Source organism: Hydrogenophaga sp. PAMC20947 (assembly GCF_004795855.1).
GTDB lineage: Bacteria > Pseudomonadota > Gammaproteobacteria > Burkholderiales > Burkholderiaceae_C > Hydrogenophaga.
In genome coordinates this window covers 4,005,748-4,032,274 of sequence record NZ_CP039252.1, presented here as the reverse complement: position 1 = coordinate 4,032,274, position 26,527 = coordinate 4,005,748, and the positions used below count along the sequence as shown (strand labels likewise).

Below are 26,527 nucleotides of genomic sequence, written 5' to 3'. Positions count from 1 at the left end.
AATCGGCCCGCCGAAACCTGCCTATCATTCGGCCATGCAACCCGAAACCATCGCCTGGGCCTACCCGCTCGCTTTCTGGACCCACATTGCGCTGGTGATTGCCAGCGTCAGCCTCTTCACAACCCGGGGACTCGGTGTGCTGGCGGGGCAGATATGGCCGATGCGCCAGGCCTGGCGGGGCCTGAGCGTGTGGATCGACGTGGGCCTGCTCAGCGCTGGCGGCACACTCTGGTTCATGTTCCAGTTCAACCCCTGGCAAGACCACTGGCTGGGGGCCAAGCTGGTGTTGCTGGTGGTCTATATCCTGCTCGGCTCCTACGCGCTCAAGCGTGCGCCCACCCGTATCGCCAAAGCGGCGTTCTTCGCAGCGGCCCTGCTGTGCGTTGCTTTCATGGCGTCCATCGCCATCCACCACAGTCCGCTCGGCTGGTGGTCCTGATGCCCCCCACACCACCCACCAACCACCACGCCGACGTCACCCCCGGCACCGCCACCTTGCACCGCTCGCGCACCGTGCGCGTGCTGTTGTGGATCGCGGGCAGCGTGTCGCTGGCCCTGGGCCTGATCGGAGTGGTGCTGCCCGGCCTGCCCACCACCCCCTTCATCTTGCTCGCCGCCGCGTGCTACGCCAAAGCCTCGCCCAAACTGCACGCCTGGCTGCTCAACCACCGCTGGTTCGGTCCCATGTTGCGCGACTGGGAGCGCGACCACAGCTTGACCCAGCGAACCAAAACCATCGCGGTGTTGTCCATGCTGGTCATGGTGGGTTTTTCGATCTGGAGCTTTCGCGGGCGGCTGCTTGTGCAGCTGGTGTTGCTGCTCACCGGCGCCATCGGGGCCTTTGTGGTCTTGCGCATCCCCACCCGAAGGCTTTGACACACCCCTGCGCCGGCGCTGCGCGCCGTCACCCCCTCAAGGGGGTTGAGGACCGCGGCTCCCAGCCTGTCTGCTCGGCCTGGGACCGTCCGAAGAGTCGGTGCGTCTGGCACCGACGCGGCCTGCAAGGCACACTGGTGGCCTGGCGAATCCGGTTCCGCTCTGCCCCTTGATCGGGGCATTTCTCTCGCTGTATGTTCAAAAAAGCAGATCAATTCCGCGCGCTCCAACGCCTCGTGTCCATGACCTCACTCTCCAAAAGCCCCAGCCCCATCCCACCGAATGGCGACCCTTTTCGGAGCCTGTGGCGCCCCTTGCTCGCCGGCTCGTTCGTGATGGCCATGGTGTTCGTTTTTTTGAAGCTGGGCTCAGAAGTGGTGGAAGGCGAAACCCAGGGCTTTGACCAGCACATCCTGCGCTTTGCTCAAGCCCTGCGCGAGCAATACCCCATCCTCTCAGACATGATGCGCGACATCACCGGGCTGGGCAGCGTGTCGGTGTTGACCCTGTTCACAGTGATCACCGTGGTGTACCTGGCGCTGTTCAGCTCAAGGCGCATGGCGGCCTTGGTGGCGGTGGCCATGATCTCGGGCACCCTGCTGGTCAGCGTGTTCAAAGCCTTTTTTGGCCGAACCCGACCCGATCTCACGTTCGCCGAACTCGCGGCATCAGGCTTGAGCTTTCCCAGCGGCCACGCCAGCATGTCGGCCATCGCCTACCTGACCGTCGGCGCCCTGATCGCCGCTACCCACAAACGCACCGGCGAGCGTTTCTACATCTTGCTGATCGCCGGCTTCATCACACTGCTGGTCGGGCTCAGCCGCATTGCGCTGGGCGTGCATTGGGCCACCGACGTGATCGGTGGTTGGGCGTTCGGATCGGCCTGGGCGGTGCTGTGGCTGCAACTGGCAAAAACGTTCGTGAAACGCTAGGGAAGCGCTGCATAACCCGCGTCGTGCGCGGCGTGGCTTTTGCGGGATGAGGCGCGAGGCGCGAATTCCAAGGCGAGCCTGGACGGCTGGCCTGAATTCGCAACAAAGCGCATCGCCCGCAAAACCACGGCCCGCAAGGGTTCGGCTCAAAACGGGCATCGCGGGGGTTATGTAAGAGCTTCCCTAGAAGACTTCCAACCCCTGCGGATGGAGCTGCACGTTGAACCGTTCCTCTGTGCCTGGCGGCTGGAAGAATGAAGTGATGCGATGAAACATCGCCTCCGAAAGCGCATGAGAGCCCTCGGGCCGCTCGACATTGCGCCGACCGATGCGCTGCAAGCACAACGCATCAGACGCGACCAGATAGTGCAACGTGTGGGGTCGATTCGCCGACTCGAAGATGGACCGGAACCACGTGCGGGATTCCAGCGTATTGGCAGGAAAGTCGAGCACCACAGAACGGTCGCGCAGCACATCGATCACCAGCGGCGCCACGACCAAGCGCGTCCGCCGCGAAAATTTGACGTAATCGTCAAAAGTCACCAATTCATCCCCGAAAAGCCTCGCAAGCCAAACGTCTTCCGACAGCACAACGGCATCGGCCGCTTCAGCAACGGCCTTGGCCAGCACGCTTTTACCGGCACCCGCTTTCCCGCACATGAAGTGAAGCTGGGGTTGTTGCCGCCGATCAGAGACCAAGGCCAGGGAAGTCACCAAAGAGGGCGCCGCTTGCGCAATCAACCCGCGGCGCGGCGCGCCAACACCTCAAACGCCGGCAAGGTCTTGCCCTCCAGCACTTCCAGGAACGCGCCGCCGCCGGTGGAGATGTAGCCCACATCTTTTTCAATGCCGTACTTGGCAATCGCGGCCAGCGTGTCGCCACCGCCCGCAATGGAGAAAGCGCTGGACTTTGCGATCGCCTGGGCGATGACCTTGGTGCCGTTCTCGAACGCCTCGAACTCGAACACGCCCACGGGGCCGTTCCAGACGATGGTGCCGGCTTTCATCAACTGTTCTGCCAGCATCTTCGCCGTCTCCGGGCCGATGTCCAGAATCAGGTCGTCGTCTTCCACTTCGGTGGCTTTCTTGACCGTGGCTTTGGCCGTGGGGCTGAATTCCTTGGCCGTGACCACGTCGGTCGGGATCGGCACAGCCGCGCCGCGTGCCTTCATGGCTTCGATCACGGCTTTGGCTTCGTCCAGCAAATCGGGCTCTGCCAGGCTCTTGCCAATCTTCAGACCCGCAGCGAGCATGAAGGTGTTGGCGATACCGCCGCCGACGATCAGGCCGTCCACATTGTTGGCCAGGGATTTCAGAATGGTGAGCTTGGTGCTGACTTTGCTGCCGGCCACGATAGCGATCAGCGGGCGCTTGGGTGCAGCCAACGCTTTACCGATGGCGTCCATCTCTGCTGCCAGCAAAGGGCCGGCGCAAGCGATGGGGGCGGTCTCGGCGATACCGTAGGTCGTGCCTTCCGCGCGGTGGGAGGTGCCAAACGCATCGTGCACAAAGATGTCGCACAGGGCGCCCAGCTTCTTGGCGAGCTCGGGTGCGTTTTTCTTCTCGCCAATGTTGAGGCGGCAGTTCTCCAGCATCACCACTTCACCGGGCGCGACGGAAAAATCGCCATCGACCCAGTTGGCGATCACGCGCACCGAGCGGTCCATGAGCTCGCCCAGACGGGCGGCCACGGGGGCCAAAGAATCGGCGGGCTTGAATTCGCCTTCGGTGGGACGGCCCAGGTGCGAAGTGACCATCACGGCGGCACCGGCGTCCAACGCCATCTGAATCGCCGGAATACTGGCGCGGATGCGGGTGTCTTCGGTGATGCGGCCCGCGTCGTCTTGCGGCACGTTGAGATCGGCGCGGATAAAAACGCGTTTGCCAGCGACCGAGCCGTTGGCGCAAAGATCAGAGAAGCGGATGAATGGCATGGACATGGGCTGAGCGGAGTCGGTTGATGGTGCTAGAACCCCGACATTGTAGGAAATGGCGCAGACAAACCGAACAAAAAATCACGGGGTCTAACTTTTAAGGCGCCTTTCAGGTACGCCCAACACCATCGGAGTCTCCCTCCCAGACGACACCCAGCAAGGCAATCCATGAATTTCCGCCGTCCATTCAACACCCGGATCCTGCTTCTGGGCCCCATTGCCGCCGCGTTGTCCGTCCTCTTCCCAGGCCACGCGCTGGCCAGCGAGCCCAAGGAGCGGGTGATCTGCACCACCGAACCCCGTTCAAGCTGGATGTCGGAAGCCGAAGCGCGCGAGCGATTTCACGCAGAGAACTACCTGCTGCTGAGCTTTAAGCTCTCCAGCGAAAACTGCCATGAGTTCTACGCGGTAGAGCACGATGGCACCGTGGTGGAAGCCTATGTACACCCCATCACGGGCCAAGTGGTTCGCCTGACCCGCATCCCACCGCCCAAACCAAACCGGCCCGCACGCTCAGCGCCCGCGAGCACCAGCCAATAAACAACGGGGATGAGCGGTTGCCTGCGGGCAGGCCAGAACACCGCACCAGGGGCCTGCGCGGCAGAAGGCCCCTAGCGACGTCGGAGCAGCCATTTGTTGGCTTGAAAAGGCAACAACAATCCAGCGCCCAAGGCCAGGGCCAACAGCCACTGGGCGGGGCCCAGCGGCTCGAACCCAAACGGCCCAGCCAGCACCGGCACACTGGTGATGGCGAGCAAGGCCAGCGCGGTCCCACCCAGTACCCATCCACTCACCGCGGTCATGCCTGACCAAAGGGTCCCCCAGCCCGTTCGGCTGGAGCGGCTGGGCAAAATCAAAGCCGCATTGCCCACCACAAGCACCACGAATGCGGCGGTACTGGCCAAACTGGTGGCCGCGCCTTGGGCCAGCACCCACACATAGAGACCCACCACCACAGCGGTGACCCCCCCGCCTTGCAACAAGCTGAGCGCCACATGCGCGGCCGACAGCAAGGGCTCTGACGTGCGGCGCGGCGGTCGATCCATGAGATCCGCATCCCCTTCTTCGGCTTCGAACACCAGGGAGCAAGCCGGGTCGATCACCAGCTCGAGAAAGGCAATGTGCAACGGCGCCAGCACCAGCGGCAAACCGAGCAACACCGGCAGCAAGGCCAGACCGATGATGGGGATGTGCACAGCCAGCGTGTAGACCATGGCCTGGCGCAGGTTGGCAAAGGTGCGCCGACCGCGGTGAATGGCACGCACGATCGAGGTGAAATCGTCTTGCAACAGCACCAGCGAAGCAGCTTCCCGCGCCACATCGGTGCCCCGCTGCCCCATGGCGATGCCAATGTGGGCCGCTTTCAGCGCCGGCGCATCGTTCACCCCATCGCCGGTCATGGCCACCACCTCGCCTTGCGCCTTCAAGGCCTCCACCAGCGCCAGTTTTTGCTGGGGCTTGACCCGCGCAAACACGTTGGTCCTGGCCACATGTGCCGCGAGGCTGGGCGCGTCCATGGCCGCGATCTCGTCCCCGGTGACCACGCCCTCGGTCTGGATGCCGGCCTGCACTGCGATAGCGCCCGCGGTGCGCGGATGGTCGCCTGTGATCATCACCACCCGGATGCCCGCGCGCTGACATTGCGCCACCACCTCGGGCACTTCGGGCCGAAGGGGATCGGCCAGGCCCACCAGCCCCACCCATTCAAAATCGAAGTCGTGCTGAATGTCGGGCCAACCGCTTGCCGCGCGGTGGCGCGCCTTGGCCACGCCCAGCACGCGCAGCCCGCGATCGGCCATCGCCGCCGCACTCGCCGCGATCTGCTCACGCTGCGCCTCGGGCAAGTGACACAAGTCGATGACCGCTTCCGGCGCGCCTTTGGCCGCGACCACATCGTGGGCGTTTTTGCCATCGCGCCAGAGGTGGCTCATGGCCAGCAACTCGGGCGAGAGCTCATACTCCCGCGCCAGCGTCCATTGCGGGTGCAGGTGTTCGGTGATTTCCAGGTGGGCACCCGCCAGGCGATGAAACGCCTGCTCCATCGGATCGTGCGGTTCGATCTCGCTGGCCAGCACGGCGTACTCAATCAGCTCGTGAAAGGCCTCGGGCAAGCTGTTGCTCAACAGCTGCTGGGTATCAAGGGTCTGGTCGGCCACGCACAGCGCCGCCACCGCCATGCGGTTTTGCGTGAGCGTGCCGGTCTTGTCCACGCAGAGCACGGTGGTTTGCCCCAGCGTCTCGATGGCGTTGAGGCGCCGCGTGAGGACCTGTTGCACGGCCAGCCGCCGCGCAGCCAAGGCGAGAAACACAATCATGATCACGGGCAGCTCCTGCGGCAAGATGCCCATGGCCAGGGTGATCCCCGCCAACACCGCTTCCAGCCACCCCCCGCGCAGCCACCAGAACAGCGCAGCGAGCAACACGCACAGCGCCACCCCGATGACCACCAGGCGGCGCGTGAGCCGCGCCATTTCCTCGCGCAATGGCGAGGCTTGCAGTTCAATGGCCTGCAGCGATTGGCCGATGCGCCCCAGCTCCGTCTCCCGACCGGTGGCGGTGACACGCACCATGCCCTGCCCACTGACCACCATCGTTCCAGCGAAGACCTGCCCGTCAGGCAGTTGCTTGGCCACGGCGACCGACTCGCCCGTGAGCATGGACTCATCGGTGGCGAGCTCGTGCGCCTGCAGCAGCAACCCGTCAGCCGGTACGCGATCGCCCTCGGCAAGCAGCAACACATCGTCGCGCACCACTTCACGCCCCGGAATGCGCAACGTCTCGCCGCCACGCAACACCAGTGCACGCGGGCTCGAAAGATCGCGCAAGGCCTCCAGGGCGTTGTCGGTGCGCCGTTCCTGCAACACGGTGATGGCCATGATGATGACCACAAAGCCCAGGAGAATCATGGCCTCGTGGGCGTCGCCCATGGCCAGGTAGATCGTGCCCGCCCCCATCAACAACAGGAACATGGGTTCGCGCACCACATCCCAGGCCATGTCGAGCACGGTTCGCCGCTGGCTCACCCCCAGCTCGTTCGGCCCCTCATCGCGCAAGCGCTGCGCGGCGGTGGCGGGGTCCAGGCCTTCGGGTGGGTCTTGGTTCATGCGCAAGCGGTGTGTTGAGGAATCTCCACTTGTTTATACAACCCGCTTGGCGGGTCAGCAAAGCGCTACATCAACAAGTGGCGTCAACACCCGATGCGAAACTCAGATTTCGCTCATCACGAAGTCGGCCTTGCCCACACCGCACTCCGGGCAACGCCAATCGGCGGGCACGTCTGCCCAGCGCGTACCGGGCGCTATGCCCTCTTCCGGCCAGCCAGCGGCTTCGTCGTACACGACGCCGCACACCACACACATGTAAACGTTCATGCCTTGCTCCTTCTTGGCGTATACAAAAATCTCAACAAAAAGGCTCGTCAATCGTCTTGGTCGTCGTGATCACGGGATGCGCCAGTGAAAGCGCTGGAGGGAATCAAGCCGTTGGGCGACTGCTGCCATTCCCAGGCGCCGTAGGCGAGCACCGCCACCAGCAACAACACGGCCAGCCACACCCGGTTCCTTTTCACCAGATCCGGACCGCGACCGGCCACGCAGCCCGTCAACATCGGCAGGGCCTGGTTCTGGCGACGCAGCCAGCTCAGGCCCGCGATGAGCGCCAGGTGCGCCAGCACCACGAACAGGTACGCTTCGCCGAACCATTCGTGCAACTCGCCCAGCCAGTCACCGCCCAGAAAGTCACCCCAATCGTTGAACGAGGCGTAACCGGTGAGGGTGATCGGGACCACCATCGCCATCAGCAACGCCACGGCCAATGCCATCAGCATGTTCTGTCCCTGGCGCCAGTTGATGCCTGCCAACGAACCTTGGCGCAACGAATCAGTGGCCGACCGCAGCCACGCCGGGGCGCCGGACAACTTGCGCCACAGCAAGCCCAGCCCCGACTGTCGAGGCCCCAGCAGGCCATACAAAACACGGAACACCAGCAGGCCGGCCATGGTGTATCCCAAGGTCACATGGAGCATGCGCCAGCGCTCGCCGTCGGCGGTGAGATAAGCGCCCAGAAAGCTGAGCGCAAACAGCCCATGAAACATGCGTGTGGGCGCGTCGGTCACCAGGCGGCGAGCCGCCTGCACGACACGATCTGTGCGCGAGGGGGTTGCATCGATAGCGGGATGGGCTTGCATGTCAGAACTCCGTGTGTCGATCAGTCGCGCCAGGCCCGGCGCATGCGGGCGTCGAGCCCTGCGGGATAGGTCAGGTTGTCGTCGTCAAAACTGCCTTTGTCGGCACCGGTGTGGCAAGCGGCGCAATTGGCCGCGCTTTTGACGCTGGGCAGCTTCCAGACCTGTGGCGCAATGTCGTCGTGTTTGCGGGCAAACCAGGCAGACCGGGTGATGCGGTCTTCTGGCGGCGCTTCGCTCACGCGCTTGTAGGTGCCGGCATGGGTCTGCAGCCAGGCGGAGAGTTGTTTCACCGTGGCCGGATCGAGCGAGGCATCGGTCCCGTAATGCTTCTCCAGCCCGCCCATGATGCGTTGCCACGATGGGGCGGGCAGCATGCCGGGCGGATAGGCGGTGTGGCAGGCAGCGCATTCCTGGGTATAGGCCGGCAACACCTGGCGCGGCATCATGCGCCCGCCATCGGCGTGGGCCAGGCTCAAGGCAGACAATCCTGTTGCCACCAGCAAGAGGGTGCGAAACGTCGTTTTGATTGCGTTCATTTGAGAGTCCAATGGATGTGGTTGTGGCGAAAAATTCGGGGGTTCAGGGCCTGAGCCCGGTGAGGTAGGCCAACACATCGGCTTTCTCCACCGCAGTGCATTCGCGGCTCAACACGTCTTTGCAATTGCGGCGAAACCATTTGTCGACCTTGGCGGTGTCTGTGAATCCCTTGGGGTTGAAGGCCGGCGCCAAGGGCGCAATGGACTTGCCCGTGTTGGCGTGTTGCCCCTGAAGCGTGGGCGGTGTGCCGTGGCAAGACGCGCACGACCATTCGGCGCCGTGTTTGCTGTTGAAAAACACCTGCCCCTGGTTTGCGTTGCCGGGCTTGCCTGCTTCGGCGCTCCAGCGTTGGAGCTGTGCACCGGGTGTGGTGTCACCGGCCCACACAGCGGGGGAAAATGCCATGAACAACAGCCCAAACAGCAAGCCTGTTGGCACCAGGACTCTTGGAGAAAATTTCATGATGTGCGGCCTTCAAAACAGGAATAAACGGGCAGGGACGAAGCCATTTTTGGCCCCTGCGCTTGAATCCATGCTGAAGCCCGCGTTCATCTGGCGTTCAGAAATCCTGCAGGACAATGGCGCTATGAATGCTGCCCACTCCCTTTCACCGCGATGGACCCTAGGCGTCCTGCTGGCGTTCGTGCTGTTGGCCGGCGCCCCCCAGGCGCAAGCCAAAGAGCGAGACGATCACGAACGCGCGCAAGCGGCCGTTGTCGCGGGGCAGGTCATGCCGCTCGACCGTCTGCTGCAACAGGTGGCGCGCGAGCACCCCGGCCAGGTCCTCGAAGTGGAGCTGGAGCACGACGACGGGCAGTGGCTCTATGAAATCAAGTTGCTTCAAAGCGATGGCCAATTGGTGAAAATCAAGGTCGACGCCCGCACCGGTGACGTGTTGAGCAAGCGGGTGCGCGCCGCATCCAGACACTGACCCATGCGCATACTCCTGATCGAAGACGAACCCACACTGCGCGCCCAGGTGCGCGAAAGCCTGGAATCCGCCGGCTACGCGGTGGCCGAGGCGGACAACGGACGCGACGCCCACTTCATGGGTGACACGGAAGACTTCGACGCCGTGATCCTTGACCTGGGCTTGCCGGTGCTCGACGGCATCAGCGTGCTGCAGCGCTGGCGCTCAGCGGGGCGGGCCATGCCCGTGCTCATCCTCACGGCACGGGACAACTGGCATGAAAAGGTGACCGGCATCGATGCGGGCGCCGACGATTACCTGACCAAACCTTTCCACATGGAAGAGTTGCTGGCGCGGTTGCGCGCCCTGATCCGGCGCGCGCAAGGCCTGGCCTCGCCGGTGTTGCACAACGGCCCGCTGGCGCTGGACACCCGCAGTGGCCGCGTCACGCAGGACGGTCAGGCCATCACACTCACCAGCCACGAATACAAGGTGCTGGCCTACCTGATGCACCGGCCAGAGCAGGTGGTTTCGCGCACCGAGCTCACCGAACATATCTACGCCCAGGACTTTGATCGCGACTCCAACACCATCGAAGTGTTCGTGGGCCGTTTGCGCAAGAAACTGGCGCCCGATCTGATCGAAACCGTGCGCGGTTTGGGCTACCGTCTGCGTTCGCCCAAATGAACCCGCAGGCGGCCGCGAAGGCAAGGCATGAATGGCGCTGGGCCGCCTCATTGCGCCACCGCCTGCTGGCCGCCACAGTCGCCGCGCTGGTGCTGGCGCTGGCGCTGGCCGGCGTGTTTCTCTCAGGCTTGTTTCGCGACCATGTCACGCGGCAATTCGAAGCCTCGCTGACACTGCAACTCGATCAACTCACGGCGCGGCTCGAGTTCGATGCCCAGGGCCAACCGCTGATCGACACCCAAGCCCTGTCGGATCCCCGCTGGCAAACGCCCTATTCCGGCCTCTATTGGCAAATTGACCGCATGAGCGCCAGCGGTCAATCGCGCAGCGGCGTGCTGCGCTCGCGCTCACTGTGGGACACGCAGCTCACTTTGCAAGCCGACACGTTGAACACCGGATCGCTGCATGTGCACCACGGTGTTGGCCCCAAAGGCGCTGAAGTCTTGATGGTGGAGCGCACGGTGCGAAGCGACGAAAGCCCGGGCGTGGGTTGGCGTCTGATCGTCGCAGGCGATTTGGAGCAAACCATGGCCGCAGCGACGCGGTTCAACCGCCTGCTCGCCCTGGCTTTGCTCGCGCTGGGTGTCATGCTGGCAGTGGCTGCATGGGCGCAGGTGGCGGTCGGTCTGGCGCCTCTGCGCGCTTTACAAGGCGCTTTGAGCGACGTACGCGAAGGCCGAGAGGCCCGATTGCAAGGGCGATTTCCGGTGGAGGTGCAACCGCTGATCGACGACTTCAACGGCGTGCTCGATCGCAATGCGGACGTGGTGCAGCGCGCGCGCTCACACGCGGGCAACTTGGCGCATGCGTTAAAGACACCCCTGGCCGTGCTGATCCAGGCGGCCGAGCAAGCGTCGCACTCCAACGCAAAAGCCGACGAGTTGCCCCAGCTCGTTCAGGAACAGGTAACCCTTGCGCGCCGCCACATCGACTGGCACCTTGCGCGTTCACGCATGGCCGCCGCCCAACGCTTGCCCGGCCTGCGCACACCCTTGGCGCCCGTGGTGAAGGGCTTGTTGCGCGTGATGCAGCGGGTCAATGCCGAGCGCGAACTGGCACTGCAAGCGACGCCCATTCCCGAAGCATGGGCCTTTGGGGGCGAAGCACAAGACTTGCAGGAAATGCTCGGCAACCTGCTCGACAACGCCTGCAAGTGGGCCCGCTCGGCGGTGCATGTCAGCGCCACCCGAAGCAACGGCCAACTCGTCCTCGTGATCGAAGACGATGGTCCCGGTATTGCACAAGCCCAGCGCGAGACCGCTTTGGCGCGCGGCGAGCGCCTGGATGAGCGCACGCCCGGCAGCGGGCTGGGGCTGGCCATCGTCGCCGACCTGGTGCAGCTGTACGGCGGCACGCTCAGCCTCGAGGCCAGCCCCATGGGGGGTTTGCTGGTGCGCCTCAGCCTGCCGGCGACGGCTTGACGGGCGCCGCCTCGTTGCCACACGGTGCGAAAGCATCGAGCGCCGGCGCATAGGCTTGGGTCGTCACATCCATCAGGCCCAGCACGGTATGAAAGAGGTTGTCGTGGGAGACGGGTTCTGCCGAGCCTTTGCGCAGGCACTCGGTGGATACACCCAGGCGCTTCTGCAAGCCCGGCGAGAGCCAGCTCACCATGGGCACACGGGTTTGTTGTTCAGGCGCAAAGGCATAGGGCAAACCATGCAGGTAAATGCCTTTTTCACCCAGTGATTCGCCGTGGTCAGACATGTAAATCAGACCGGTGTCGTTCGATCCACGGTCCGCCCGCAACTGCAGCCATTGCAGCGTTTTGTCGAGAAAATCATCGGTCTGGGCGATGGTGTTGTCGTAGGCATTGACCAGTTGATCGGGCTGGCAATCCGAGAACGTGGCACTGGTGCACTCAGGCTGAAAGGGCCGCAAGTCAGCCGGGCGGCGCTTGAAATAGGCTGGGCCATGGCTGCCCATCTGGTGCATCACCAGCACCACGCCTTTGGCACGGCGCACGGGGTCAAGCGCTTCGATGCGCGCATCCAGCCCATCGAGCATGGCGGTGTCGGCGCATTCGCCATCGCCACACAGACCGGGCAGTTGCAGCGTGCGCGTGTCCACACTGGGCACGCGGTCACAAATGCCTTTGCAACCCGACTGGTTGTCGAGCCACAAGACAGCCAGGCCCGCGCGTTGCAACACATCGAGCAGGTTTTCTTCGTGAGGCGGCTTGTTGCCACCCTCATCCCGGGTGAGCGGCGAGAACATGCAGGGCACCGAAACCTGGGTGTTCGTGCCGCAGGAACTCGCATGGCTGAAATTCACCAGATCGCCCTGCGCTTGCCACTGAGCAAGCTTGGGGGTGGTGGGACGCGGGTAGCCATTGAGTTGCCAGTTTTGGGCCCGGGCGGTCTCCCCTACCACCAATACCAACAAAGGGCCACGCGTTTGCGAGGCATAACTCGCGCCCAATTGGGCGTCTTCGCCCATCTTTTGCAGCGCGAGCACCTGGCGAGGCACCTGTTGCACCACCAGCACGCTCGAGGCATACACGCTGTTGAGCGGGTTGATCATGAAGCGCACATCCTTCTGGTTGCGCATCAGCGACGAGAGGCCCTGGTAACCCGCCAGCGCTGCCCCGACCACCAGCGCCAGACCGACGACGGCGCCCAAGGCGTTGCGCGACAGGTATTGCCATGCCGAGCGCTGGCCCATGGGCTTGCGCCAAATCCACCACAACGCAGGGCCGGCGATCAGCAGCACACTGACCACCAGCCGCCACGACATCAGATCGCGCACCTCGTTGGCATCGGTGTGCATCACATTGGCCAGCATGGTGGAATCGATCACCGCCTTGTATTGCCACATGAAGTAGCTGTTGAAGGCGGTCACGATCACCAGGACGGTGGCCAACGGGCGGTACACGCGGGGCCACCGAAGCAGGGACAGCAAAGCAGCTGTGCCGCCCAGCACCATCAGCCCGAGGGGCCCCACCAGGGTCCAGCGCTGCCCCTGCGACTGGTCCAGCTCCAACAGTTTTTGCCACAGCGGCAGATTGCCTGCGCTGGCCAGCCAGAGCGACAGTACCCACACCGCCACCCAGGCTCGAGGAGCAGGACGGGAAGGCGTGGCAGCGGGAAAGGAGGAATGGTCAGAGGCGAGCATGGCAAAACAAAACAAGGAATCGCCAGCACACACCGGCTCTGCCAGCTTAGGCGGGCCAGGTTATCTCAGCCTTAAGAAACCGCTGCCCCATCGCGGCAACGCAGCATGCGCAGGCCCGAATCGCACTGAAACCGAACTACACGGGGGAACCGCTGGCCACCTGCGCCGCCCAGCGCAGCGTGAAGCGGGTCGTCATGGGCGCCAAGCCCTCGTCACGCACCAGCGTTGCACCCATTTCCTCTGCAATGCGCTCGACCAGTCGCAAGCCCAGCCCCAGACCCCCTCGATCCGCTGCCGCGCCGGGCGCCGCAGGTCGCTGGCCGTCGTCCGAGACCGACAAGGTGATTTCCCCAGCGTTTTGCAACAACTCCACGTTGACCTGCGTCTCGGGCGGCGTGTGTTGCAAGGCGTTGTCGATCAAATTGCGCAGAGCCAGCTCCAGCAGCAGGGAAGGAACCGGCAGCTCCACCGGGGTATCGGGCTGCGAAAGGGACAACTCGTGGCGGGTCTCATAGGCCTTTTGCGCATGATCGGCCACCAGTTGCAGGGCCACTTCACCCACATTCACAGCAGACAACGGCTGGTGGCTCACACGGCTTTGAGCCCCCACACGCTGGGCACGGGCCAGATCCAGCAACTGGGCCAGTATGCGCCCGGCCCGCAACGACTCCTGCTCCAGCTGCGCCAGCCGCTCTGGGGTGGGGTCAACCTGGGCCGCGCTGGCCTGCAAGGTCATGGCCGCCAGTGGTGTGCGCAATTCGTGCGCCACATCCGACGCAAAAGCGCGCTCCCGCTCGGCCTGGCGCTGCAAGCTGTCCACCAGCGTGTTGATGGCCGCGACCGTGCTGTTGAATTCTTGGAAGCGGTGCGCTGTGTCCATGCGCTGGCCCGAAAACGCGTCCAGCGTCGCCACCTCGCTGGAAAGTTGGTCCAGCGGGCGCAAGCCCCGGCGAATCGCCCACCACAGCAACAAGGCCACCAGCGGAAAGATCAGCAAGGCCGGCGCGGCGACATGCTCGGCGATGTCCTTGCCCAGCTCGCCGCGCTTTTGGATGTCCATGAAAACCGCGATGCGGCGCTCATGGCCGTCTTGCCCGATGGCCACCGTGTAAAGCCGCCGTTCGCTGTCGCCCCCTGGCGATCGGTGCAACACCGTGGCAAACCCGTGCGCGGGGATATCGCTGGTTTTGAGGCCATCGGCCATGTGGTGGCTGTCGATGACAAGCCGCCCGTCCTGCCAGTCCATCACCGCCACATCTTGCAGGTACTCGTGCCGCATGGCGTCCAGCACGGCCGGGTCCAGCTCCACCTGCGAGGCGGGTACGGTCTGCAACCACAGGCGGGCCACTGAAACCAGCTGGCCGTCCGAAAACTTGCGCGATTCCCGCAACCCGGTGCTCCAGGCCACGGCCAGCAGCGTCACCCAGATGAGCAACACGGCGCTCATGGCCCAACGCAGCAGATAGTGCTGCAAAGTGGGTTGGTGAGCGGCTGGGGTCTTGTTCCGCGTCATGGCGCTTTGCCCCGAGCCGGCGGCGGTGGAGCAATACCCGCTTCACGAGGGATGAAATACCCGACCCCCCGCACCGTCTTGATCAGCGTTTCACCCAGCTTGCGCCGCAGGTGGTGCACATGCACCTCGATCGCATTGCTCTCCAGCGATTCACCAAACCCGTACAGCGCAGACTCCAGGCGCGACTTCGACAGCACCTGGGGGCGGGCTTGCAGCAAAGCCAGCAGCAAGGAAAACTCCTTCCCGCCCAGCACCACGCTCTCGCCCGCTCGCTCCACCGTGTGGGCCGCGGGATCGATCACCAAGTCGCCATGCTCGATCAGCGGGTTGCTGCGACCCCCGGCCCGACGCAACATCGCGCGCAAACGGGCCAGCAGCTCGTTGGGATCAAACGGTTTGACGATGTAATCGTCGGCGCCACTGTCGAGCCCGTCAATGCGGTCGCTCACCCCATCGCGCGCCGTCATGATCAGCACCGGCATGTCGTGGTGCGGCAGTGCACCGCTGCGGGTGGCCGCGCGGCGCACGCGGGCCAGCAAGTCCAGGCCGTCGCCATCGGGCAAGCCCAGATCCAGCAGCATCACATCAAAAGGCTCCACCACCAACGCGCCCCAGGCCTGGTCCAGCGTAGGACACACATCCACCGCATAGCCCGCGCGGCGCAGCGAGTCGCTCAGCCCACTGGCGATGCCCGGATCATCTTCCACAACAAGTGCACGCATGGCGACAACGGGCCTGACCAGCCCCCCCAGTTCAAAAGATCCATTATCCCGACGGTGGTTAAGGTTGCCTTAAAGTACCGCGCCTAACCTGCGGGCATGCCAACACCTTCCCTCGCAACGCCTGCCTCATCGGCCGTGGGCGCTTTGCACCTGTCGCACCACAGCTCACGCCCATTGTCGCTGGCCTGGCTGGCGCTGCTGGCGTTCACGCTGTTCTGGGACTTCGCCGGGCTCGACATGGTGGTCATGCAAGCCATCGGCACACACGAAGGTTTTCCCCTGAGAGATCAGTGGCTGCTCTCCACCGTGCTGCACGACCAGTTGCGCCTGGTGGCGCAGATGCTGTTTCTGGTGATGGTGGTCTGGGCCGTCTGGCCCTCAAAGAACAGCGGCCTGCCCCGCCGCGAGCGGCTGTTGCTGGTGGGCCTGGTGCTGCTGTCCCTGCTCGCCGTGAACCTCGTCAAGATCAACAGCCGCACCAGCTGCCCCTGGGATCTGCAAGCCTTTGGCGGCAACGCCCGCTACGTCTCGCACTGGCTGCTCGGTGTGGGCGACGGCGGCGGCGGCCGCTGCTTCCCGGGTGGCCACGCCTCCAGCGCCCTCGCCTTCTTCGCGCTGTGCCTGCCCTGGCTGCACGCCCCCTCGGGCACCCGGCGGCAGCGCAGCACCGGCTGGCGCTGGCTGGCGCTCATCCTGTTCGCGGGTATGGTCACAGGTGCCACCCAGACCTTGCGCGGGGCCCACCACCCCAGCCACACGCTGTGGACGCTGCTGATCTGCTCGGGCATCTCGATCGCCGGCTGGCGCCTCAGCCAGCCCTGGCTGCAGCGGGGTGCTGCAAAGCGTCAAGCTTTGGCCGCTGGCAAGCCGTAGTAATCGCGGTACCAGTCGACGAAGCGCTGCACGCCCACCCGCAAATCGGTGTGGGGCCGCAAGCCATAGCCCTGCTCCAGCGCCGAAGTATCGGCCCAGGTCTTGGGCACATCGCCCGGCTGCATGGGCAGCAGGTTTTTCACGGCTGGCAAACCCGTGGCCGCTTCGATGCACTCAATGAATTCCAGCAACGGCACCGGGCCGTTGTTGCCCACATTCAGCACCTGGTGCGGCACGCGGTCCGCCACCACCACCGGCGGCTTGCCCAACACCCGCACCACGGCCTCCACCACATCGTCCACATAGGTGAAATCACGCAGCATGTCGCCGTGGTTGTACACATCAATGGGCTGGCCATCGATCACCGCGCGCACAAACTTGAAGATGGCCATATCCGGCCGGCCCCAGGGGCCGTACACCGTGAAAAACCGCAGCCCTGTGGCTGGGAATCGGTAGAGGTGGCTGTAGCTGTGCGCCATCAGTTCATTGGCTTTTTTGCTGGCGGCGTACAGGGAAATCGGGTGGTCGGTGTTCTGCGACTCGCGCAACGGCATCTCCGTGGCCGCGCCGTAAACCGAACTCGACGAGGCATACACCAGGTGCTGAACGCCGTTGTGGCGGCAGCCCTCCAGCACCGTCAGCATGCCCGCCAGGTTGCTGTCCAGGTAAGCCATCGGGTTTTCCACCGAATAGCGCACACCGGCCTGGGCGGCCAGGTGCACCACGCCGTCGTACCGCCCCTGCTTGAACAGCCGCGCCATGCCGTCGCGGTCGGCAATGTCCATCTCATGCCACCCAAAACCCGGCCGGTTGCGCAGCTGCGCCAGGCGCGCCCGCTTGAGCCCGGGCTCGTAGTAGGTGTTCATGTTGTCCAGCCCATCGACCGCATAGCCGAGGTCGAGCAGACGCAAACACAGGTGAAAACCAATGAACCCGGCCGCCCCGGTGACCAGCACCCGTTGCAACGCAGGCGGTGTAGACAGTTCGCTCATGGCAAGACCCCCTCAAGGCGGGGTTGGTAAACAAAACGCTTGTCACGCAACGGAGGGGCACAGGTGGCGCTCAGCGAATCGGTGCCCAACAGCACCCACTCGCGGCGGTGCGCCTCGCCCAGTGAAATCGCCCGCGTGACATCAAAACACGCCAGCTCGGCATCGGTGGGCGTGAGCACAAACCGGTTCGGCGCTTCATGCACCCAGGCCCAGGCGCGCCGTTCCTGCTCGCTCAAGGGCGACAGGTAGCTGAAATGGGTCAGCTTGCGCTGGCTGAACAGCAAAAACTGCTCCTTGAACTGCAACAGACCCAGCTCGGCGCCCGCGGGCAGGTGTTCTTCCACATCCACCATGATCTGCTGCGGCGTGCGGTGCGGGTCTACCCGAGGCCAGGCGACCAGCGACACAAACACCCAGATCGCCAGGCTGTTGACCGCCATGCGCACAAACAGATCGCGCCGGCGCAAAGCCACCAGCAACACCAGCAGCACCACGCCCAGACCCACCAGCGGCAGGCCCAGCGTGTCCAGCAACTCGCTGTAATCCTGCAACCGCGCCGATAGCTTGTGGGGCGCCCACTGGATCACCGCCCCCAGCGCCGAAATACCCACAGCGACCAGCCCCAGGATCCAGGGCAGCACCGCCGCCAGCACCCGGGCCGGGCGGGACGCGCGGGCGCTGTTCCACAACACCGCCACCACCAGCGCCAGCATCGGCAGCGCAGGGAAGATGTACACCTCGCGCTTGCCCTTGCTGATGGAGAAAAACACCACCACCAGCGCCACCCACACCAGCAGCACACGCAGCTTGGCATCGGTGCGCAACAAGGCCACCAGCGGCTTGATCAGGGCCAGCAACACAAAGGGCAGCGGGAACCACACCAGTGGCATCGCCTGGGTCAGGAAGTAGTGCCAGGGCTTGATGTGGCCCCACGCGTTGGCGTAGCGTTCGGCGGTCTGGCGAAACAGGATGTTGTTGCGGTAGGCGAGCAAGTCGTCTGTCCCTTGCGCATGCACCTGCCACAGCATCGGGCCCAGCCAGCAGGCCACGGTCAGGAGCAACACCAGCAGCCCGGCAGCGGCCCGCCAGCGCCAGACCTTGTCGACCCCGCAAGCGCCCAGCGGGTTTTTCGCCCACAGCGCCAACGGCAACAGCATCAGCAAAGGCAAAAAGCCCACGCCCTTGGTCATGATGCCCAGGCCCATTGCCACCCAGCTCACAAAATACCAGCGCCAATGGGGCCCGGTGATGAAATGGCGCACCAATCCGTAACAACCCAGCGTGATCCAGAACGTGACCAGGGCGTCAATCTGCGCAGCCTTGCCCTGCAGCAAGAACTGCGGCGTGAACGCCAGCACCAGCACCGCCCAGAACGCCACCTGCTCATTCCACAGCCGCTTGCCCAGATCGTGCACCAGCAGCAGCGTGCCAATGGCGGCAAAAATGCTGGGCAGCAGGAAAGACACCTTGAGGTGACCGATCAACGCAAAGAAGGCCGCGCTGATCCACATGAACACCGGGGGCTTGTCGGGGTAGTACTCCCCGCCGCGCGTGGGGAAAAGCCACTGACCGCTCTCCACCATTTCGCGCGCAATCTGGGCAAATCGCGGCTCATCCGCCGGCCAGGGGTAGCGCAGGCCCACGCCCAGCAACAAGACCACGATCAGCGCCAGCAGCCACCAGAAAGTGTGCCGGCGGGCCGAGGGTTCAGACAGCGGGTTGCTGAGCGTCATGGGCATGTTCTAGCTTGAAGCGCCGCAGGCGCTGTTTGAATCCGTGGTGGTACAGGTACAGCCCCAGCGCGGTGGAAAACACCAGCATGCCCAGGCTGATCCAGAGCTGCGAGCCATCGTGCAACGCAAAGCCCGCGCCGGCGAAGCTGAAGATCAGCATCTGCGGCAGGTAGCCCAGCAGGCTGCCAAAAAAGACCGAAATCAGGCGCAGATCCGACAAAGCCGCCGCGATGTTGGTGACCAGGTTGCTGCCCACCGGCATGAGCCGGATCACACACACCCACACCCAGGTGTCTTCCGCCAGCACCGCCCTCACCACCGCAATGCGGCTGGCATAGCGTTCGCGCACCCAGACCAGGCTCAGACGCTGCACCGCCACCATGGTGAGCAACGCCCCCAAGCCGGTGAGCAGGGTGCCGAGCAGCGCACCATAGAATCCGCCAAACAAGACACCACAGCTCAGCGCCAGCACCTGGCGCGGTCCGCCCAGCGCGGTGTACACCACGGAGCCCAGAACGAACACCGGCCAGGCCACCATCCAGTGCTGGGCAAACAGCCGTTGCAGCAGCACATCTTCCGTGACAGATCCCCACCAGCCCAGGTGGATAGAGAAAAACGCCAGGCCCAGAACCAGGGCCAGCAGCAAAGGCTTAAGAAGACTTTTCATGAACTGCGGTGGCGGGCGCCACCCGCTGGTGTCCCGCCAACACCGGGTGCTTGGCCCGGCGCGTCAGCCAGGCAACGCCGGCCATGTCCACCAGCCCCACCCACAGGCGGTTCCAGGCGGTGTACTTGGACACGCCCACATGGCGCGCGCGGTGGTTCACCGGCACCACCCGTATCGTGCCGCCGATGCGGCACACCAGGGCGGGGATGAAGCGGTGCATGTGGTCAAAATACGGCAGCACGTCCCAGGTTTGCTTGGGGATCAGCTTGAGGCCGCAACCCGAATCAGGCACCTGGTCGTTCAAGATGCGCTGGCGCACACCATTGGCAATGCGCGACTGGAATTTTTTCCACTCGGTGTCTTGCCGGTTCTTGCGATAGCCCGCGATGCAGAAATGTTCGGCCGTCGGCTCCACCTCTTGCGCCGCGCGCAGCAGAGCGGGAATATCGGCCGGGTCGTTTTGCCCATCACCGTCGATGGTCACCAGAAAGCGGCCCAAGGCATGGCGGGCCGCCGTGGCCACCGCGGTGCTCTGGCCCACGCTGGCCTGGTGCTGCAACAGCTGGCCCTGAGCGCCCAGTTCCTGGCAGCTCTGAATGAACTCGGCAGCGGTTCCGTCGGTGCTGCCGTCGTCCACCAGCACCACCTCAAACGCACACACCGGCTTCAACGCAGCCGACACCTCGGCCACCAGCTGGCCGATGTTGCCCGCCTCATTTTTGGCCGGAATCAACACCGAGATCAGCGGCGCGGCAGCGTCGGAATGGGCAGCAAAAGAAGTCATGGTTCGGGAAAATTGGATTGGACCAAGGCCGCGCCAGCGAGACGCAAAAAACCTTCAGTCTGGCGCCACTAGCTTAAGGCCGCATGAAATGCGGCGCGCAGTGGAACCAACTGGGCATTGTCCCACCTCCGCGCACGGCCCGCTCACCACCCCAGGCCCAGGTGCAGTGGCAGGTACACCGCCATGCCCGTCACGATGGTGCCCAGCACGCCGCGCTTCCAGTAAAACCAGCCCAAGCCCGCGATCGTCGCGTACACACGGGCATCGGACCAGGGGGTGATCAATGCGCCTTGCGCCATCACGATCTCGGGAACCACCACCGCGGCCAGCGCGGCGATCGGTGCGTAATTCAGCCCGCGCTGGGCCCAGCGCGGCAGCGTCCACGGGCTGCTGGAGATAAAAAACAGGCTGCGTGTGAGCACGCTCACCACCCCCAGTGCAAGGATGGTGATGAGGGTGCGTGGGTCCAGATCAAACACCGTGCGCTCCCAATGGGTCACGCGGCGGGCGCATCGCTTCAATCACCAGGCACACCGCGACCGCGCTGGCGATCGCCACCACGATGTTGAGCTTCAAAGGCAGCGCCCAGGCCGCCACCGCGGCGGTACCAGCCACCCCCGCCGAGACCACCCGCAGACCCGAACTGGCCATGGACGCGAGCACACCCACCAGCGCCAGAATGCCGGCAAAACCCAGACCCCAGGCGGTGGGGACAGCGCTGGACAAGGCGATACCGACCAGACTGGCGCCCATCCAGGCCAGGTAATTGATGGCGCAGTTGCCCATCATGTAGGCCTGCTGGCTGAGCCGCTCTTGCGGCGTGGTGCCGGGCACCGGAAAGCGCCGCGTGAAAAAGACGTAAGTCAGATCCACCATCACATAGCCACTGACCAGGCGCTGCCACAAGGGCAGGTGCATCATGTAGGGCCGCAGATGGGCCGAAAACACCACGAAACGCAGGTTCACACAGAAGGCGGCCGCCACGATCACCCACACCGGGGCACCACCGACCAGCATCGGCACCGCCGCCAGCTGAGCGCTACCGGCAAAAACGATCAACGTCATCAGCACGGCTTCCAGCGCCGAGAGCCCCGACTCCACCATGGCCACGCCGGTCATCAGGCCCCAGGCAGCAATGCCCACCGACACGTTGCTCTGCTCGCGCACGCCCTCCCAGAATTCGGGCTGGCGGCGCAATTCTTTCTGGAAAAACATCAGCGCACGTCCCGCGGTGGGGCTGCGGTGAACAGCTGACCCACGGCCATGCTCTGGCCCCGCAGGAAATCCGCCACAGGCAGGCGCTTGCCGCCCGCCCGCTGCAACTCGGTCAGGCACAACACACCGTCCCCCGTGCCCACACGCACGCCATCGCTGGCCACCGCCAGTACCTCGCCCGCAGCACCAGCGTGGGTGCCCCCTGTCTCGGCGTGGGCCGCCCAAACCTTCACCGGCTCGCCTCCCAGCACACCCGCAGCGCCTGGCGCCGGGTTGAACGCGCGCACCCGCCGGGCGATGGTCAGCGCAGGATCGTTCCAGTCGATCGCGGCTTCGGCCTTGTCAATCTTGTGGGCATAGGTCACACCGGCCTCGGGTTGCCGCTCTGCGGTCAAGCCGCCACAAGCCGCCATCTCCAGCGCCTCCACCATCAGCCGCCCACCCAGGTCTGCGAGCTTGTCGTGCAACAAACCCGTGGTGTCCTCAGGCGCAATGGCCACGCGCTCACACACCAGCATGTCGCCCGTGTCCAGCCCCGCGTCCATCTGCATGATGGTCACACCGGTTTCGGCATCGCCGGCCTCGATGGCCCGGTGAATCGGCGCGGCGCCGCGCCAGCGCGGCAGCAAAGACGCGTGGATATTGAGGCAACCCCGGGCCGGCGTGTCCAGCACCCATTGGGGCAAGATCAGCCCGTAGGCGGCCACCACCATGACATCGGCCTGCGCGTCTCGGATCGCTATCTGCGCGGCGGCCGCTTCTTCGGGGTATTTGCCGTCCAGGCGCAAGCTGCGCGGCTGCGCCACCGGCATGCCGTGGGCCACCGCATATTGTTTGACGGGCGAAGCCTGCAGCTTCATCCCGCGCCCGGCGGGTCGGTCGGGCTGACTCAGCACCAGCACAATGTCAAAACCGGCGCGGTGCAGGCGCTCCAAAGCCACTCGGGCGAACTCGGGCGTACCGGCGAAGATGATTCTCATGGAAAAGGCGGAGCGAAAACGCGGTGGTCGGGGTGGAATGGGAAGAAGGGGTGCGCGGGTGCTTCAGCGCCCAAAGTCAGCCGCAGCCTCGGGCAGGGGCTCGTCGGTGAACATCACGCGCCGCACCACGCCAGCGGCGTCCAGATGAAGGTGAACCTGGCGCGGGCCGGTGATCTCCTGAAAGCGGTAGGTCCAAATGTCGCCGTCCCAGCTTGCCACGCGCTCGACCAGCGCTGGCCGGCCCAGATACAACTCGGCGGTTTCACGCGTCCAGCGGCCGACTTCAATGCGTTGCAGCCAGGCGGCGGCCATCACCTGCTCGGTCTGGCGCAGGTGTCCGCTGCCATCGAGGTCCAGGTTGTAAACCTGTTGGCCAGCGGGCTGGCGCGAGTACTGCAGCCGGGTGCCATCAGCCAGCGCATACACAGACGTCGGCTGCCCGAGCCGGTTTTCGATCTCGCTGCGGGTGGCTCCCAACGGCACACGCTCGGGCATGAGGGAACAGCCCGCCAGCAGCATGGCGATGCCAAGGCCCATGGTGCGGACCGCCAAGCGCATCAGTCCCGCTCCGCTTCGCGCTGGGCCTTCACCATCTTGCTCTTGATGCGGCTGCGCTTCAGCGGCGACAGGTACTCCACAAACACCTTGCCCATCAGGTGGTCCATTTCGTGCTGAATACACACGGCCAGCATGTCTTCCGCCTCGATCGTGCGCACAACGCCGTTGGCATCCTGGGCCCGCACCCGCACCGCCACAGAGCGCTCCACCCCGTCATAAATGCCCGGCACCGACAGGCAACCCTCTTCACCCTTGCGGGTTTCCGGGCTGGCCCATTCGATCTCGGGATTGATCAGCACCAGGCGCTGATCGCGTGTTTCGCTCACGTCAATGACCACCAGGCGCTCGTGCACATCCACCTGCGTGGCCGCCAGACCAATGCCACTGGCCTCGTACATGGTCGCAAACATGCCCTCGATCAGCTCGCGAATGCGCGCGTCCACCGCCACAACAGGCTTGGCGACCGTGTGCAAACGCGGGTCCGGGAAACACAAAATGGGCAACAGTGCAGGAGACGTCATGGCAGTAGAGACAACAACAGATCAACAGATCGGGAAAAAGGACACATGGGAACAACCGAATGAGCAGCCGATCCCCACACAAGGCAGACCGCGGAGCGATCGGCCGCGCCTGATGGCCTTCGGCCTGGCGGGCAGGACAGAAAGCGACAAGCAGACAGGTTTGTCGGTATTTTCGCCACTTTTGGCCCCGAGCGTGCGCACCAAATGCCATAAACATTGCCTAATCAAGGGCTTGGGCGCAAAATCAAATGCGAATTGTCAAGACAAAAAGCACCCCATCCACTGGGACTGCGCAGCTCAGCGCGGACTTGGAGGCAGGTGCTTGCCCGGGGGCCATTACATGCCATTGAATACCAGCTGCACCAATCCATCCCTTTCTCGGCACCACCTGCGACCACTCGCAGGGGCCGTTTTGCTGCTCGGCGCCTTGGCCAGTGGTAGCGTTTGGGCGCAAAACTACCCCATCACCAAAGGTCAGCGCGACCGCGCCACCCAGGTGGCCGAAGCGGGCGTTCCATTGTCTGAGCTGGCGTCCAATGCGCCGGCCAGCTACAAGGTCAAGCGCGGCGACACCCTCTGGGCCATCTCCGGCCTCTTCCTCAAGAGCCCATGGCGCTGGCCCGACCTCTGGGGCATGAACCTCGACGACATCAAAAACCCCCACCGGATCTACCCCGGTCAGGAATTGTTCCTCGACACCAGCAATGGTCGCGCCCGTCTGACGACCAAGCGCCCCGACGGTGCCCCCACCGAAGTGCGCGTGTCACCGCGCATTCGCTCGGAAAGCCTGTCCGACTCGGCCATCCCGGCCGTTTCCATGCAGGCCATCGAAGCCTTCCTGACCGAGCCCATGATCGTGGACGAGGACACCTTCGCGCGCGCACCCCGCATCGTGGCCACGCCAGAGAACCGGGTGCTGCTCACGGCGGGTGATCGCGCCTATGCCCGCTCGCTCTACGGACCCAACGGCGAGGGCGAACCCCTCAGCACAGCCAAAGGCCAGCCTCGCCAGTACCGGGTGTTCCGCAATGCCACGCCACTGAAAGACCCCGGCACCGGGGAAGTGTTGGGCTACGAAGCGCAATATGTGGGCGGCGCTTATATCGTGCGAGACGAATCCCGCCGGAACGTCGAAATGCCACCCGAGACGATTGGCAAAGGCGACTACAAGCCCACCGCGCAAGTGGAGGCCCCCAAAACTGAAATCGTGCCCGCCACCATCGACATCGTTCGCGCCAAAGAAGAAATGCGCGTCGGCGATCGCTTGTTGCCCGAGCCACCACGGGAATTCAGCAACTACGTTCCCAGTGCGCCCGCGCTGCCCATCGATGGCCGCATCGTGTCGGTGTACGGCAACGCGGTGCTCTATGCCGCTCAGAACCAGGTCGTTTCCATCAACCGGGGCCTCGAGCACGGCGTGTCCAACGGCAACGTCTTCGCCTTGCTGCGCGACACCAACCTCGTCACCGACAAGACCGACGACAGCCGGCCCAAGGTGCGCCTGCCAGGTGAACGCAACGGCCTGATGATGGTGTTCCGCACCTTTGACAAGGTTTCCTACGCGTTGGTGCTACAAATCAACGATGGCGTCAAGATCGGCGATCGCTTCGTCAATCCTTGACCCTCGTGGTCAGTGCCGAACAGGGCGCCTGGCTCAGACTCCTGCTGACGCGCGGCGTCGGCAACGAAACCGCGCGGCGTTTGCTGGCGGCCTTTGGATCGCCCGAAGCCATTTTTGAGCAACCGGCGGCGGCCTTGCAGGCCGTCGTGGGTGAGCGGCTCGGTTCGGCGCTGCAACAAGCCCCCGAAGATTGGCCCGAGGCCCGGGAGCGGCTGGCTGCCTGGCTGGCCGCATCCCCCGATCACCACGTGATCGCACTGGGCGATGCCTCGTACCCCCCTGAATTGCTGGAAATGGCGGATCCCCCGCTCATGCTCTATGTGCTGGGGGATTTGCGCGCACTGAGCCACCGCCAGAAACTCGCCGTGGTGGGCAGCCGCAACCCCACGCCCCAAGGCCAGGCCAACGCCCACCAATTCGCCCGAGCCATGGGCGAGGCCGGTTTGTGCATCGTCTCCGGCCTGGCGCTGGGCGTGGATGGTGCGGCGCACGAAGGCGCCCTGGAGGCTGGGGCGCCCACCCTGGCCGTCGTCGGAACGGGCCTGGACCGCGTCTACCCCAAACGCCACCTGGATCTCGCCCACCGCATCGCCTCGCAAGGCGGCGCCCTCATCAGTGAATACCCCTTGGGCACACCGCCCTTGCCTGCCCACTTTCCGCAACGCAACCGCATCATCGCGGGTCTGGCGCAAGGCACCCTGGTGGTCGAAGCCGCCGTGCAGTCGGGCTCCCTGATCACAGCCCGCCTGGCCGCCGAGCAAGGCCGCGATGTCTTCGCCATTCCAGGCTCCATCCACGCGCCCCAGTCCCGCGGCTGCCACGCCCTGATCCGCCAAGGCGCCAAGCTGGTGGAATCGGCACAAGACATCCTGGAAGACCTGCAATGGGACAGCGGCCCGGTTCGGCGCACCCCCGCAGCGGCAACCAGCGAAGAAGACCACCCCGCCGAAGAAAGCAGCCTGCTGACAGCCCTGGGCCACGACCCGGTGAGCCTGGACGCCCTGCAAGCCCGCACCGGCCTGCCCACCCCAGACTTGCAAGCCCAGCTGCTGGAGCTGGAACTCGACGGCCAAGTCGCCCGCCTGCCCGGCGGCCTGTTCCAGCGCCTGAACCAAGGCTGAGCCTCCCCCCGGCCTCGCCAGCCACGGTCAAGTCAAAATCCACGAAGGGCG

The 26,527-nt window shown here is 64.5% G+C and carries 29 protein-coding genes; 10 read left to right on the top strand and 19 right to left on the bottom strand.

Features of this window, described 5'->3' with window-relative positions:
- Positions 1-34: 34 nt before the first annotated feature.
- The 3 genes from E5678_RS18420 to E5678_RS18410 all read left to right on the top strand — a co-directional run bounded on the left by E5678_RS18420 (position 35) and on the right by E5678_RS18410 (position 1,808).
- A complete protein-coding gene (locus E5678_RS18420; protein WP_136179879.1) occupies positions 35-439 on the top strand; it encodes a SirB2 family protein in 405 nt (134 codons plus the stop codon).
- On the top strand, positions 439-876 hold the full coding sequence (locus E5678_RS18415) for a YbaN family protein (RefSeq protein WP_136179878.1): 438 nt from the start codon (positions 439-441) through the stop codon (positions 874-876). Before E5678_RS18420 ends, E5678_RS18415 begins: the two co-directional genes overlap by 1 nt.
- A gap of 242 nt (positions 877-1,118) precedes the next feature.
- Positions 1,119-1,808 carry a phosphatase PAP2 family protein gene (locus tag E5678_RS18410; protein ID WP_168708604.1) on the top strand — a complete coding sequence of 230 codons (690 nt, stop codon included), beginning with the start codon at positions 1,119-1,121 and terminating at the stop codon, positions 1,806-1,808.
- A 183-nt stretch (positions 1,809-1,991) separates the two neighbouring features.
- On the opposite strand, the gene E5678_RS18405 is transcribed toward E5678_RS18410, so the two are convergent.
- Positions 1,992-2,522 carry an ATP-binding protein gene (locus E5678_RS18405; protein WP_136179876.1) on the bottom strand — a complete coding sequence of 177 codons (531 nt, stop codon included), beginning with the start codon at positions 2,520-2,522 and terminating at the stop codon, positions 1,992-1,994.
- A 23-nt stretch (positions 2,523-2,545) separates the two neighbouring features.
- Positions 2,546-3,742, bottom strand: coding sequence for a phosphoglycerate kinase (locus E5678_RS18400; protein WP_136180859.1), 1,197 nt, complete (start codon positions 3,740-3,742; stop codon positions 2,546-2,548).
- Positions 3,743-3,910: 168 nt separating this feature from the next.
- Here E5678_RS18400 and E5678_RS18395 point away from each other — a divergent pair, with 168 nt between their 5' ends.
- Entirely contained in the window at positions 3,911-4,282 is a 372-nt protein-coding gene (locus E5678_RS18395; protein WP_136179875.1) for a PepSY domain-containing protein, read from the top strand.
- A 71-nt stretch (positions 4,283-4,353) separates the two neighbouring features.
- On the opposite strand, the gene E5678_RS18390 is transcribed toward E5678_RS18395, so the two are convergent.
- The 5 genes from E5678_RS18390 to E5678_RS18370 all read right to left on the bottom strand — a co-directional run bounded on the left by E5678_RS18390 (position 4,354) and on the right by E5678_RS18370 (position 8,870).
- Positions 4,354-6,846 carry a cation-translocating P-type ATPase gene (locus E5678_RS18390; RefSeq protein WP_136179874.1) on the bottom strand — a complete coding sequence of 831 codons (2,493 nt, stop codon included), beginning with the start codon at positions 6,844-6,846 and terminating at the stop codon, positions 4,354-4,356.
- A gap of 102 nt (positions 6,847-6,948) precedes the next feature.
- On the bottom strand, positions 6,949-7,113 hold the full coding sequence (locus E5678_RS18385) for a rubredoxin (protein WP_136179873.1): 165 nt from the start codon (positions 7,111-7,113) through the stop codon (positions 6,949-6,951).
- A 47-nt stretch (positions 7,114-7,160) separates the two neighbouring features.
- The gene (locus E5678_RS18380) at positions 7,161-7,928 is read right to left on the bottom strand and encodes a cytochrome b/b6 domain-containing protein (RefSeq protein WP_136179872.1); all 768 of its coding nucleotides are present in this window, start codon (positions 7,926-7,928) and stop codon (positions 7,161-7,163) included.
- Between the two features lie 20 nt (positions 7,929-7,948).
- Positions 7,949-8,464, bottom strand: a complete 516-nt coding sequence (locus E5678_RS18375) for a diheme cytochrome c (protein ID WP_136179871.1) — start codon at positions 8,462-8,464, stop codon at positions 7,949-7,951.
- A 43-nt stretch (positions 8,465-8,507) separates the two neighbouring features.
- Positions 8,508-8,870, bottom strand: coding sequence for a DUF1924 domain-containing protein (locus E5678_RS18370; protein ID WP_136179870.1), 363 nt, complete (start codon positions 8,868-8,870; stop codon positions 8,508-8,510).
- A gap of 127 nt (positions 8,871-8,997) precedes the next feature.
- Between E5678_RS18370 and E5678_RS18365 the strand changes: the two genes are divergently transcribed.
- Genes E5678_RS18365 through E5678_RS18355 form a run of 3 tightly spaced genes read left to right on the top strand, consistent with a single transcriptional unit; the run spans position 8,998 to position 11,483 of the window.
- The gene (locus tag E5678_RS18365) at positions 8,998-9,396 is read left to right on the top strand and encodes a PepSY domain-containing protein (protein WP_247596824.1); all 399 of its coding nucleotides are present in this window, start codon (positions 8,998-9,000) and stop codon (positions 9,394-9,396) included.
- 3 nt (positions 9,397-9,399) lie between these two features.
- Positions 9,400-10,062: a response regulator transcription factor gene (locus tag E5678_RS18360; RefSeq protein WP_136179869.1), complete on the top strand. Its 663-nt coding sequence runs from the start codon at positions 9,400-9,402 to the stop codon at positions 10,060-10,062.
- Positions 10,059-11,483, top strand: a complete 1,425-nt coding sequence (locus E5678_RS18355) for a sensor histidine kinase (RefSeq protein ID WP_136179868.1) — start codon at positions 10,059-10,061, stop codon at positions 11,481-11,483. The genes E5678_RS18360 and E5678_RS18355 overlap by 4 nt, the downstream gene beginning before the upstream one ends.
- On the opposite strand, the gene E5678_RS18350 is transcribed toward E5678_RS18355, so the two are convergent.
- The 3 genes from E5678_RS18350 to E5678_RS18340 form a co-directional block, all read right to left on the bottom strand.
- Positions 11,461-13,176, bottom strand: coding sequence for a phosphoethanolamine--lipid A transferase (locus E5678_RS18350; protein ID WP_136179867.1), 1,716 nt, complete (start codon positions 13,174-13,176; stop codon positions 11,461-11,463). The genes E5678_RS18355 and E5678_RS18350 overlap by 23 nt on opposite strands.
- Before the next feature lie 136 nt (positions 13,177-13,312).
- A complete protein-coding gene (locus E5678_RS18345; RefSeq protein ID WP_136179866.1) occupies positions 13,313-14,689 on the bottom strand; it encodes an ATP-binding protein in 1,377 nt (458 codons plus the stop codon).
- The gene (locus tag E5678_RS18340; protein ID WP_136179865.1) at positions 14,686-15,411 is read right to left on the bottom strand and encodes a response regulator transcription factor; all 726 of its coding nucleotides are present in this window, start codon (positions 15,409-15,411) and stop codon (positions 14,686-14,688) included. Before E5678_RS18340 ends, E5678_RS18345 begins: the two co-directional genes overlap by 4 nt.
- A 96-nt stretch (positions 15,412-15,507) precedes the next feature.
- Between E5678_RS18340 and E5678_RS18335 the strand changes: the two genes are divergently transcribed.
- On the top strand, positions 15,508-16,284 hold the full coding sequence (locus tag E5678_RS18335) for a phosphatase PAP2 family protein (RefSeq protein WP_247596823.1): 777 nt from the start codon (positions 15,508-15,510) through the stop codon (positions 16,282-16,284).
- Here the strand turns inward: E5678_RS18335 and E5678_RS18330 are convergent.
- The 9 genes from E5678_RS18330 to def form a co-directional block, all read right to left on the bottom strand.
- On the bottom strand, positions 16,257-17,276 hold the full coding sequence (locus E5678_RS18330) for an NAD-dependent epimerase/dehydratase family protein (RefSeq protein WP_136179864.1): 1,020 nt from the start codon (positions 17,274-17,276) through the stop codon (positions 16,257-16,259). The two genes, E5678_RS18335 and E5678_RS18330, sit on opposite strands and share 28 nt — an antisense overlap.
- A complete protein-coding gene (locus E5678_RS18325) occupies positions 17,273-19,009 on the bottom strand; it encodes a glycosyltransferase family 39 protein (RefSeq protein WP_168708603.1) in 1,737 nt (578 codons plus the stop codon). Before E5678_RS18325 ends, E5678_RS18330 begins: the two co-directional genes overlap by 4 nt.
- Complete coding sequence (locus E5678_RS18320; RefSeq protein WP_136179862.1) at positions 18,984-19,676, bottom strand: VTT domain-containing protein; 693 nt, start codon at positions 19,674-19,676, stop codon at positions 18,984-18,986. The genes E5678_RS18325 and E5678_RS18320 overlap by 26 nt, the downstream gene beginning before the upstream one ends.
- Entirely contained in the window at positions 19,660-20,460 is an 801-nt protein-coding gene (locus E5678_RS18315) for a glycosyltransferase family 2 protein (protein WP_210731946.1), read from the bottom strand. The genes E5678_RS18320 and E5678_RS18315 overlap by 17 nt, the downstream gene beginning before the upstream one ends.
- Before the next feature lie 143 nt (positions 20,461-20,603).
- Entirely contained in the window at positions 20,604-20,939 is a 336-nt protein-coding gene (locus E5678_RS18310) for an AzlD domain-containing protein (RefSeq protein WP_136179861.1), read from the bottom strand.
- Entirely contained in the window at positions 20,932-21,675 is a 744-nt protein-coding gene (locus E5678_RS18305; protein WP_136179860.1) for an AzlC family ABC transporter permease, read from the bottom strand. The genes E5678_RS18310 and E5678_RS18305 overlap by 8 nt, the downstream gene beginning before the upstream one ends.
- Positions 21,675-22,655: a methionyl-tRNA formyltransferase gene (gene fmt / locus E5678_RS18300; RefSeq protein WP_136179859.1), complete on the bottom strand. Its 981-nt coding sequence runs from the start codon at positions 22,653-22,655 to the stop codon at positions 21,675-21,677. The genes E5678_RS18305 and fmt overlap by 1 nt, the downstream gene beginning before the upstream one ends.
- Before the next feature lie 63 nt (positions 22,656-22,718).
- On the bottom strand, positions 22,719-23,213 hold the full coding sequence (locus E5678_RS18295) for a hypothetical protein (protein ID WP_136179858.1): 495 nt from the start codon (positions 23,211-23,213) through the stop codon (positions 22,719-22,721).
- Positions 23,213-23,734 carry a peptide deformylase gene (gene def, locus E5678_RS18290; protein ID WP_136179857.1) on the bottom strand — a complete coding sequence of 174 codons (522 nt, stop codon included), beginning with the start codon at positions 23,732-23,734 and terminating at the stop codon, positions 23,213-23,215. Before def ends, E5678_RS18295 begins: the two co-directional genes overlap by 1 nt.
- 340 nt (positions 23,735-24,074) lie before the next feature.
- On the opposite strand from def, the gene E5678_RS18285 reads away from it, so the two are divergent.
- Both E5678_RS18285 and dprA read left to right on the top strand, forming a co-directional pair.
- Positions 24,075-25,355 carry a LysM domain-containing protein gene (locus E5678_RS18285; RefSeq protein ID WP_136179856.1) on the top strand — a complete coding sequence of 427 codons (1,281 nt, stop codon included), beginning with the start codon at positions 24,075-24,077 and terminating at the stop codon, positions 25,353-25,355.
- A gap of 5 nt (positions 25,356-25,360) precedes the next feature.
- Positions 25,361-26,476, top strand: coding sequence for a DNA-processing protein DprA (gene dprA, locus E5678_RS18280; protein WP_136180855.1), 1,116 nt, complete (start codon positions 25,361-25,363; stop codon positions 26,474-26,476).
- The last annotated feature ends 51 nt before the right edge of the window (positions 26,477-26,527 follow it).

Bases quoted from the DNA above. Each gene is read 5' to 3' on its own strand.
- E5678_RS18420 (WP_136179879.1), top strand. From the start codon at position 35: ATGCAACCCGAAACCATCGCCTGGGCCTACCCGCTCGCTTTCTGGACC.
- E5678_RS18415 (WP_136179878.1), top strand. From the start codon at position 439: ATGCCCCCCACACCACCCACCAACCACCACGCCGACGTCACCCCCGGC.
- E5678_RS18410 (WP_168708604.1), top strand. From the start codon at position 1,119: ATGACCTCACTCTCCAAAAGCCCCAGCCCCATCCCACCGAATGGCGAC.
- E5678_RS18400 (WP_136180859.1), bottom strand. From the start codon at position 3,742: ATGCCATTCATCCGCTTCTCTGATCTTTGCGCCAACGGCTCGGTCGCT.
- E5678_RS18395 (WP_136179875.1), top strand. From the start codon at position 3,911: ATGAATTTCCGCCGTCCATTCAACACCCGGATCCTGCTTCTGGGCCCC.
- E5678_RS18390 (WP_136179874.1), bottom strand. From the start codon at position 6,846: ATGAACCAAGACCCACCCGAAGGCCTGGACCCCGCCACCGCCGCGCAG.
- E5678_RS18385 (WP_136179873.1), bottom strand. From the start codon at position 7,113: ATGAACGTTTACATGTGTGTGGTGTGCGGCGTCGTGTACGACGAAGCC.
- E5678_RS18380 (WP_136179872.1), bottom strand. From the start codon at position 7,928: ATGCAAGCCCATCCCGCTATCGATGCAACCCCCTCGCGCACAGATCGT.
- E5678_RS18375 (WP_136179871.1), bottom strand. From the start codon at position 8,464: ATGAACGCAATCAAAACGACGTTTCGCACCCTCTTGCTGGTGGCAACA.
- E5678_RS18370 (WP_136179870.1), bottom strand. From the start codon at position 8,870: ATGGCATTTTCCCCCGCTGTGTGGGCCGGTGACACCACACCCGGTGCA.
- E5678_RS18365 (WP_247596824.1), top strand. From the start codon at position 8,998: ATGCTGAAGCCCGCGTTCATCTGGCGTTCAGAAATCCTGCAGGACAAT.
- E5678_RS18360 (WP_136179869.1), top strand. From the start codon at position 9,400: ATGCGCATACTCCTGATCGAAGACGAACCCACACTGCGCGCCCAGGTG.
- E5678_RS18355 (WP_136179868.1), top strand. From the start codon at position 10,059: ATGAACCCGCAGGCGGCCGCGAAGGCAAGGCATGAATGGCGCTGGGCC.
- E5678_RS18350 (WP_136179867.1), bottom strand. From the start codon at position 13,176: ATGCTCGCCTCTGACCATTCCTCCTTTCCCGCTGCCACGCCTTCCCGT.
- E5678_RS18345 (WP_136179866.1), bottom strand. From the start codon at position 14,689: ATGACGCGGAACAAGACCCCAGCCGCTCACCAACCCACTTTGCAGCAC.
- E5678_RS18340 (WP_136179865.1), bottom strand. From the start codon at position 15,411: ATGCGTGCACTTGTTGTGGAAGATGATCCGGGCATCGCCAGTGGGCTG.
- E5678_RS18335 (WP_247596823.1), top strand. From the start codon at position 15,508: ATGCCAACACCTTCCCTCGCAACGCCTGCCTCATCGGCCGTGGGCGCT.
- E5678_RS18330 (WP_136179864.1), bottom strand. From the start codon at position 17,276: ATGAGCGAACTGTCTACACCGCCTGCGTTGCAACGGGTGCTGGTCACC.
- E5678_RS18325 (WP_168708603.1), bottom strand. From the start codon at position 19,009: ATGACGCTCAGCAACCCGCTGTCTGAACCCTCGGCCCGCCGGCACACT.
- E5678_RS18320 (WP_136179862.1), bottom strand. From the start codon at position 19,676: ATGAAAAGTCTTCTTAAGCCTTTGCTGCTGGCCCTGGTTCTGGGCCTG.
- E5678_RS18315 (WP_210731946.1), bottom strand. From the start codon at position 20,460: ATGACTTCTTTTGCTGCCCATTCCGACGCTGCCGCGCCGCTGATCTCG.
- E5678_RS18305 (WP_136179860.1), bottom strand. From the start codon at position 21,675: ATGTTTTTCCAGAAAGAATTGCGCCGCCAGCCCGAATTCTGGGAGGGC.
- fmt (WP_136179859.1), bottom strand. From the start codon at position 22,655: ATGAGAATCATCTTCGCCGGTACGCCCGAGTTCGCCCGAGTGGCTTTG.
- E5678_RS18295 (WP_136179858.1), bottom strand. From the start codon at position 23,213: ATGCGCTTGGCGGTCCGCACCATGGGCCTTGGCATCGCCATGCTGCTG.
- def (WP_136179857.1), bottom strand. From the start codon at position 23,734: ATGACGTCTCCTGCACTGTTGCCCATTTTGTGTTTCCCGGACCCGCGT.
- E5678_RS18285 (WP_136179856.1), top strand. From the start codon at position 24,075: ATGCCATTGAATACCAGCTGCACCAATCCATCCCTTTCTCGGCACCAC.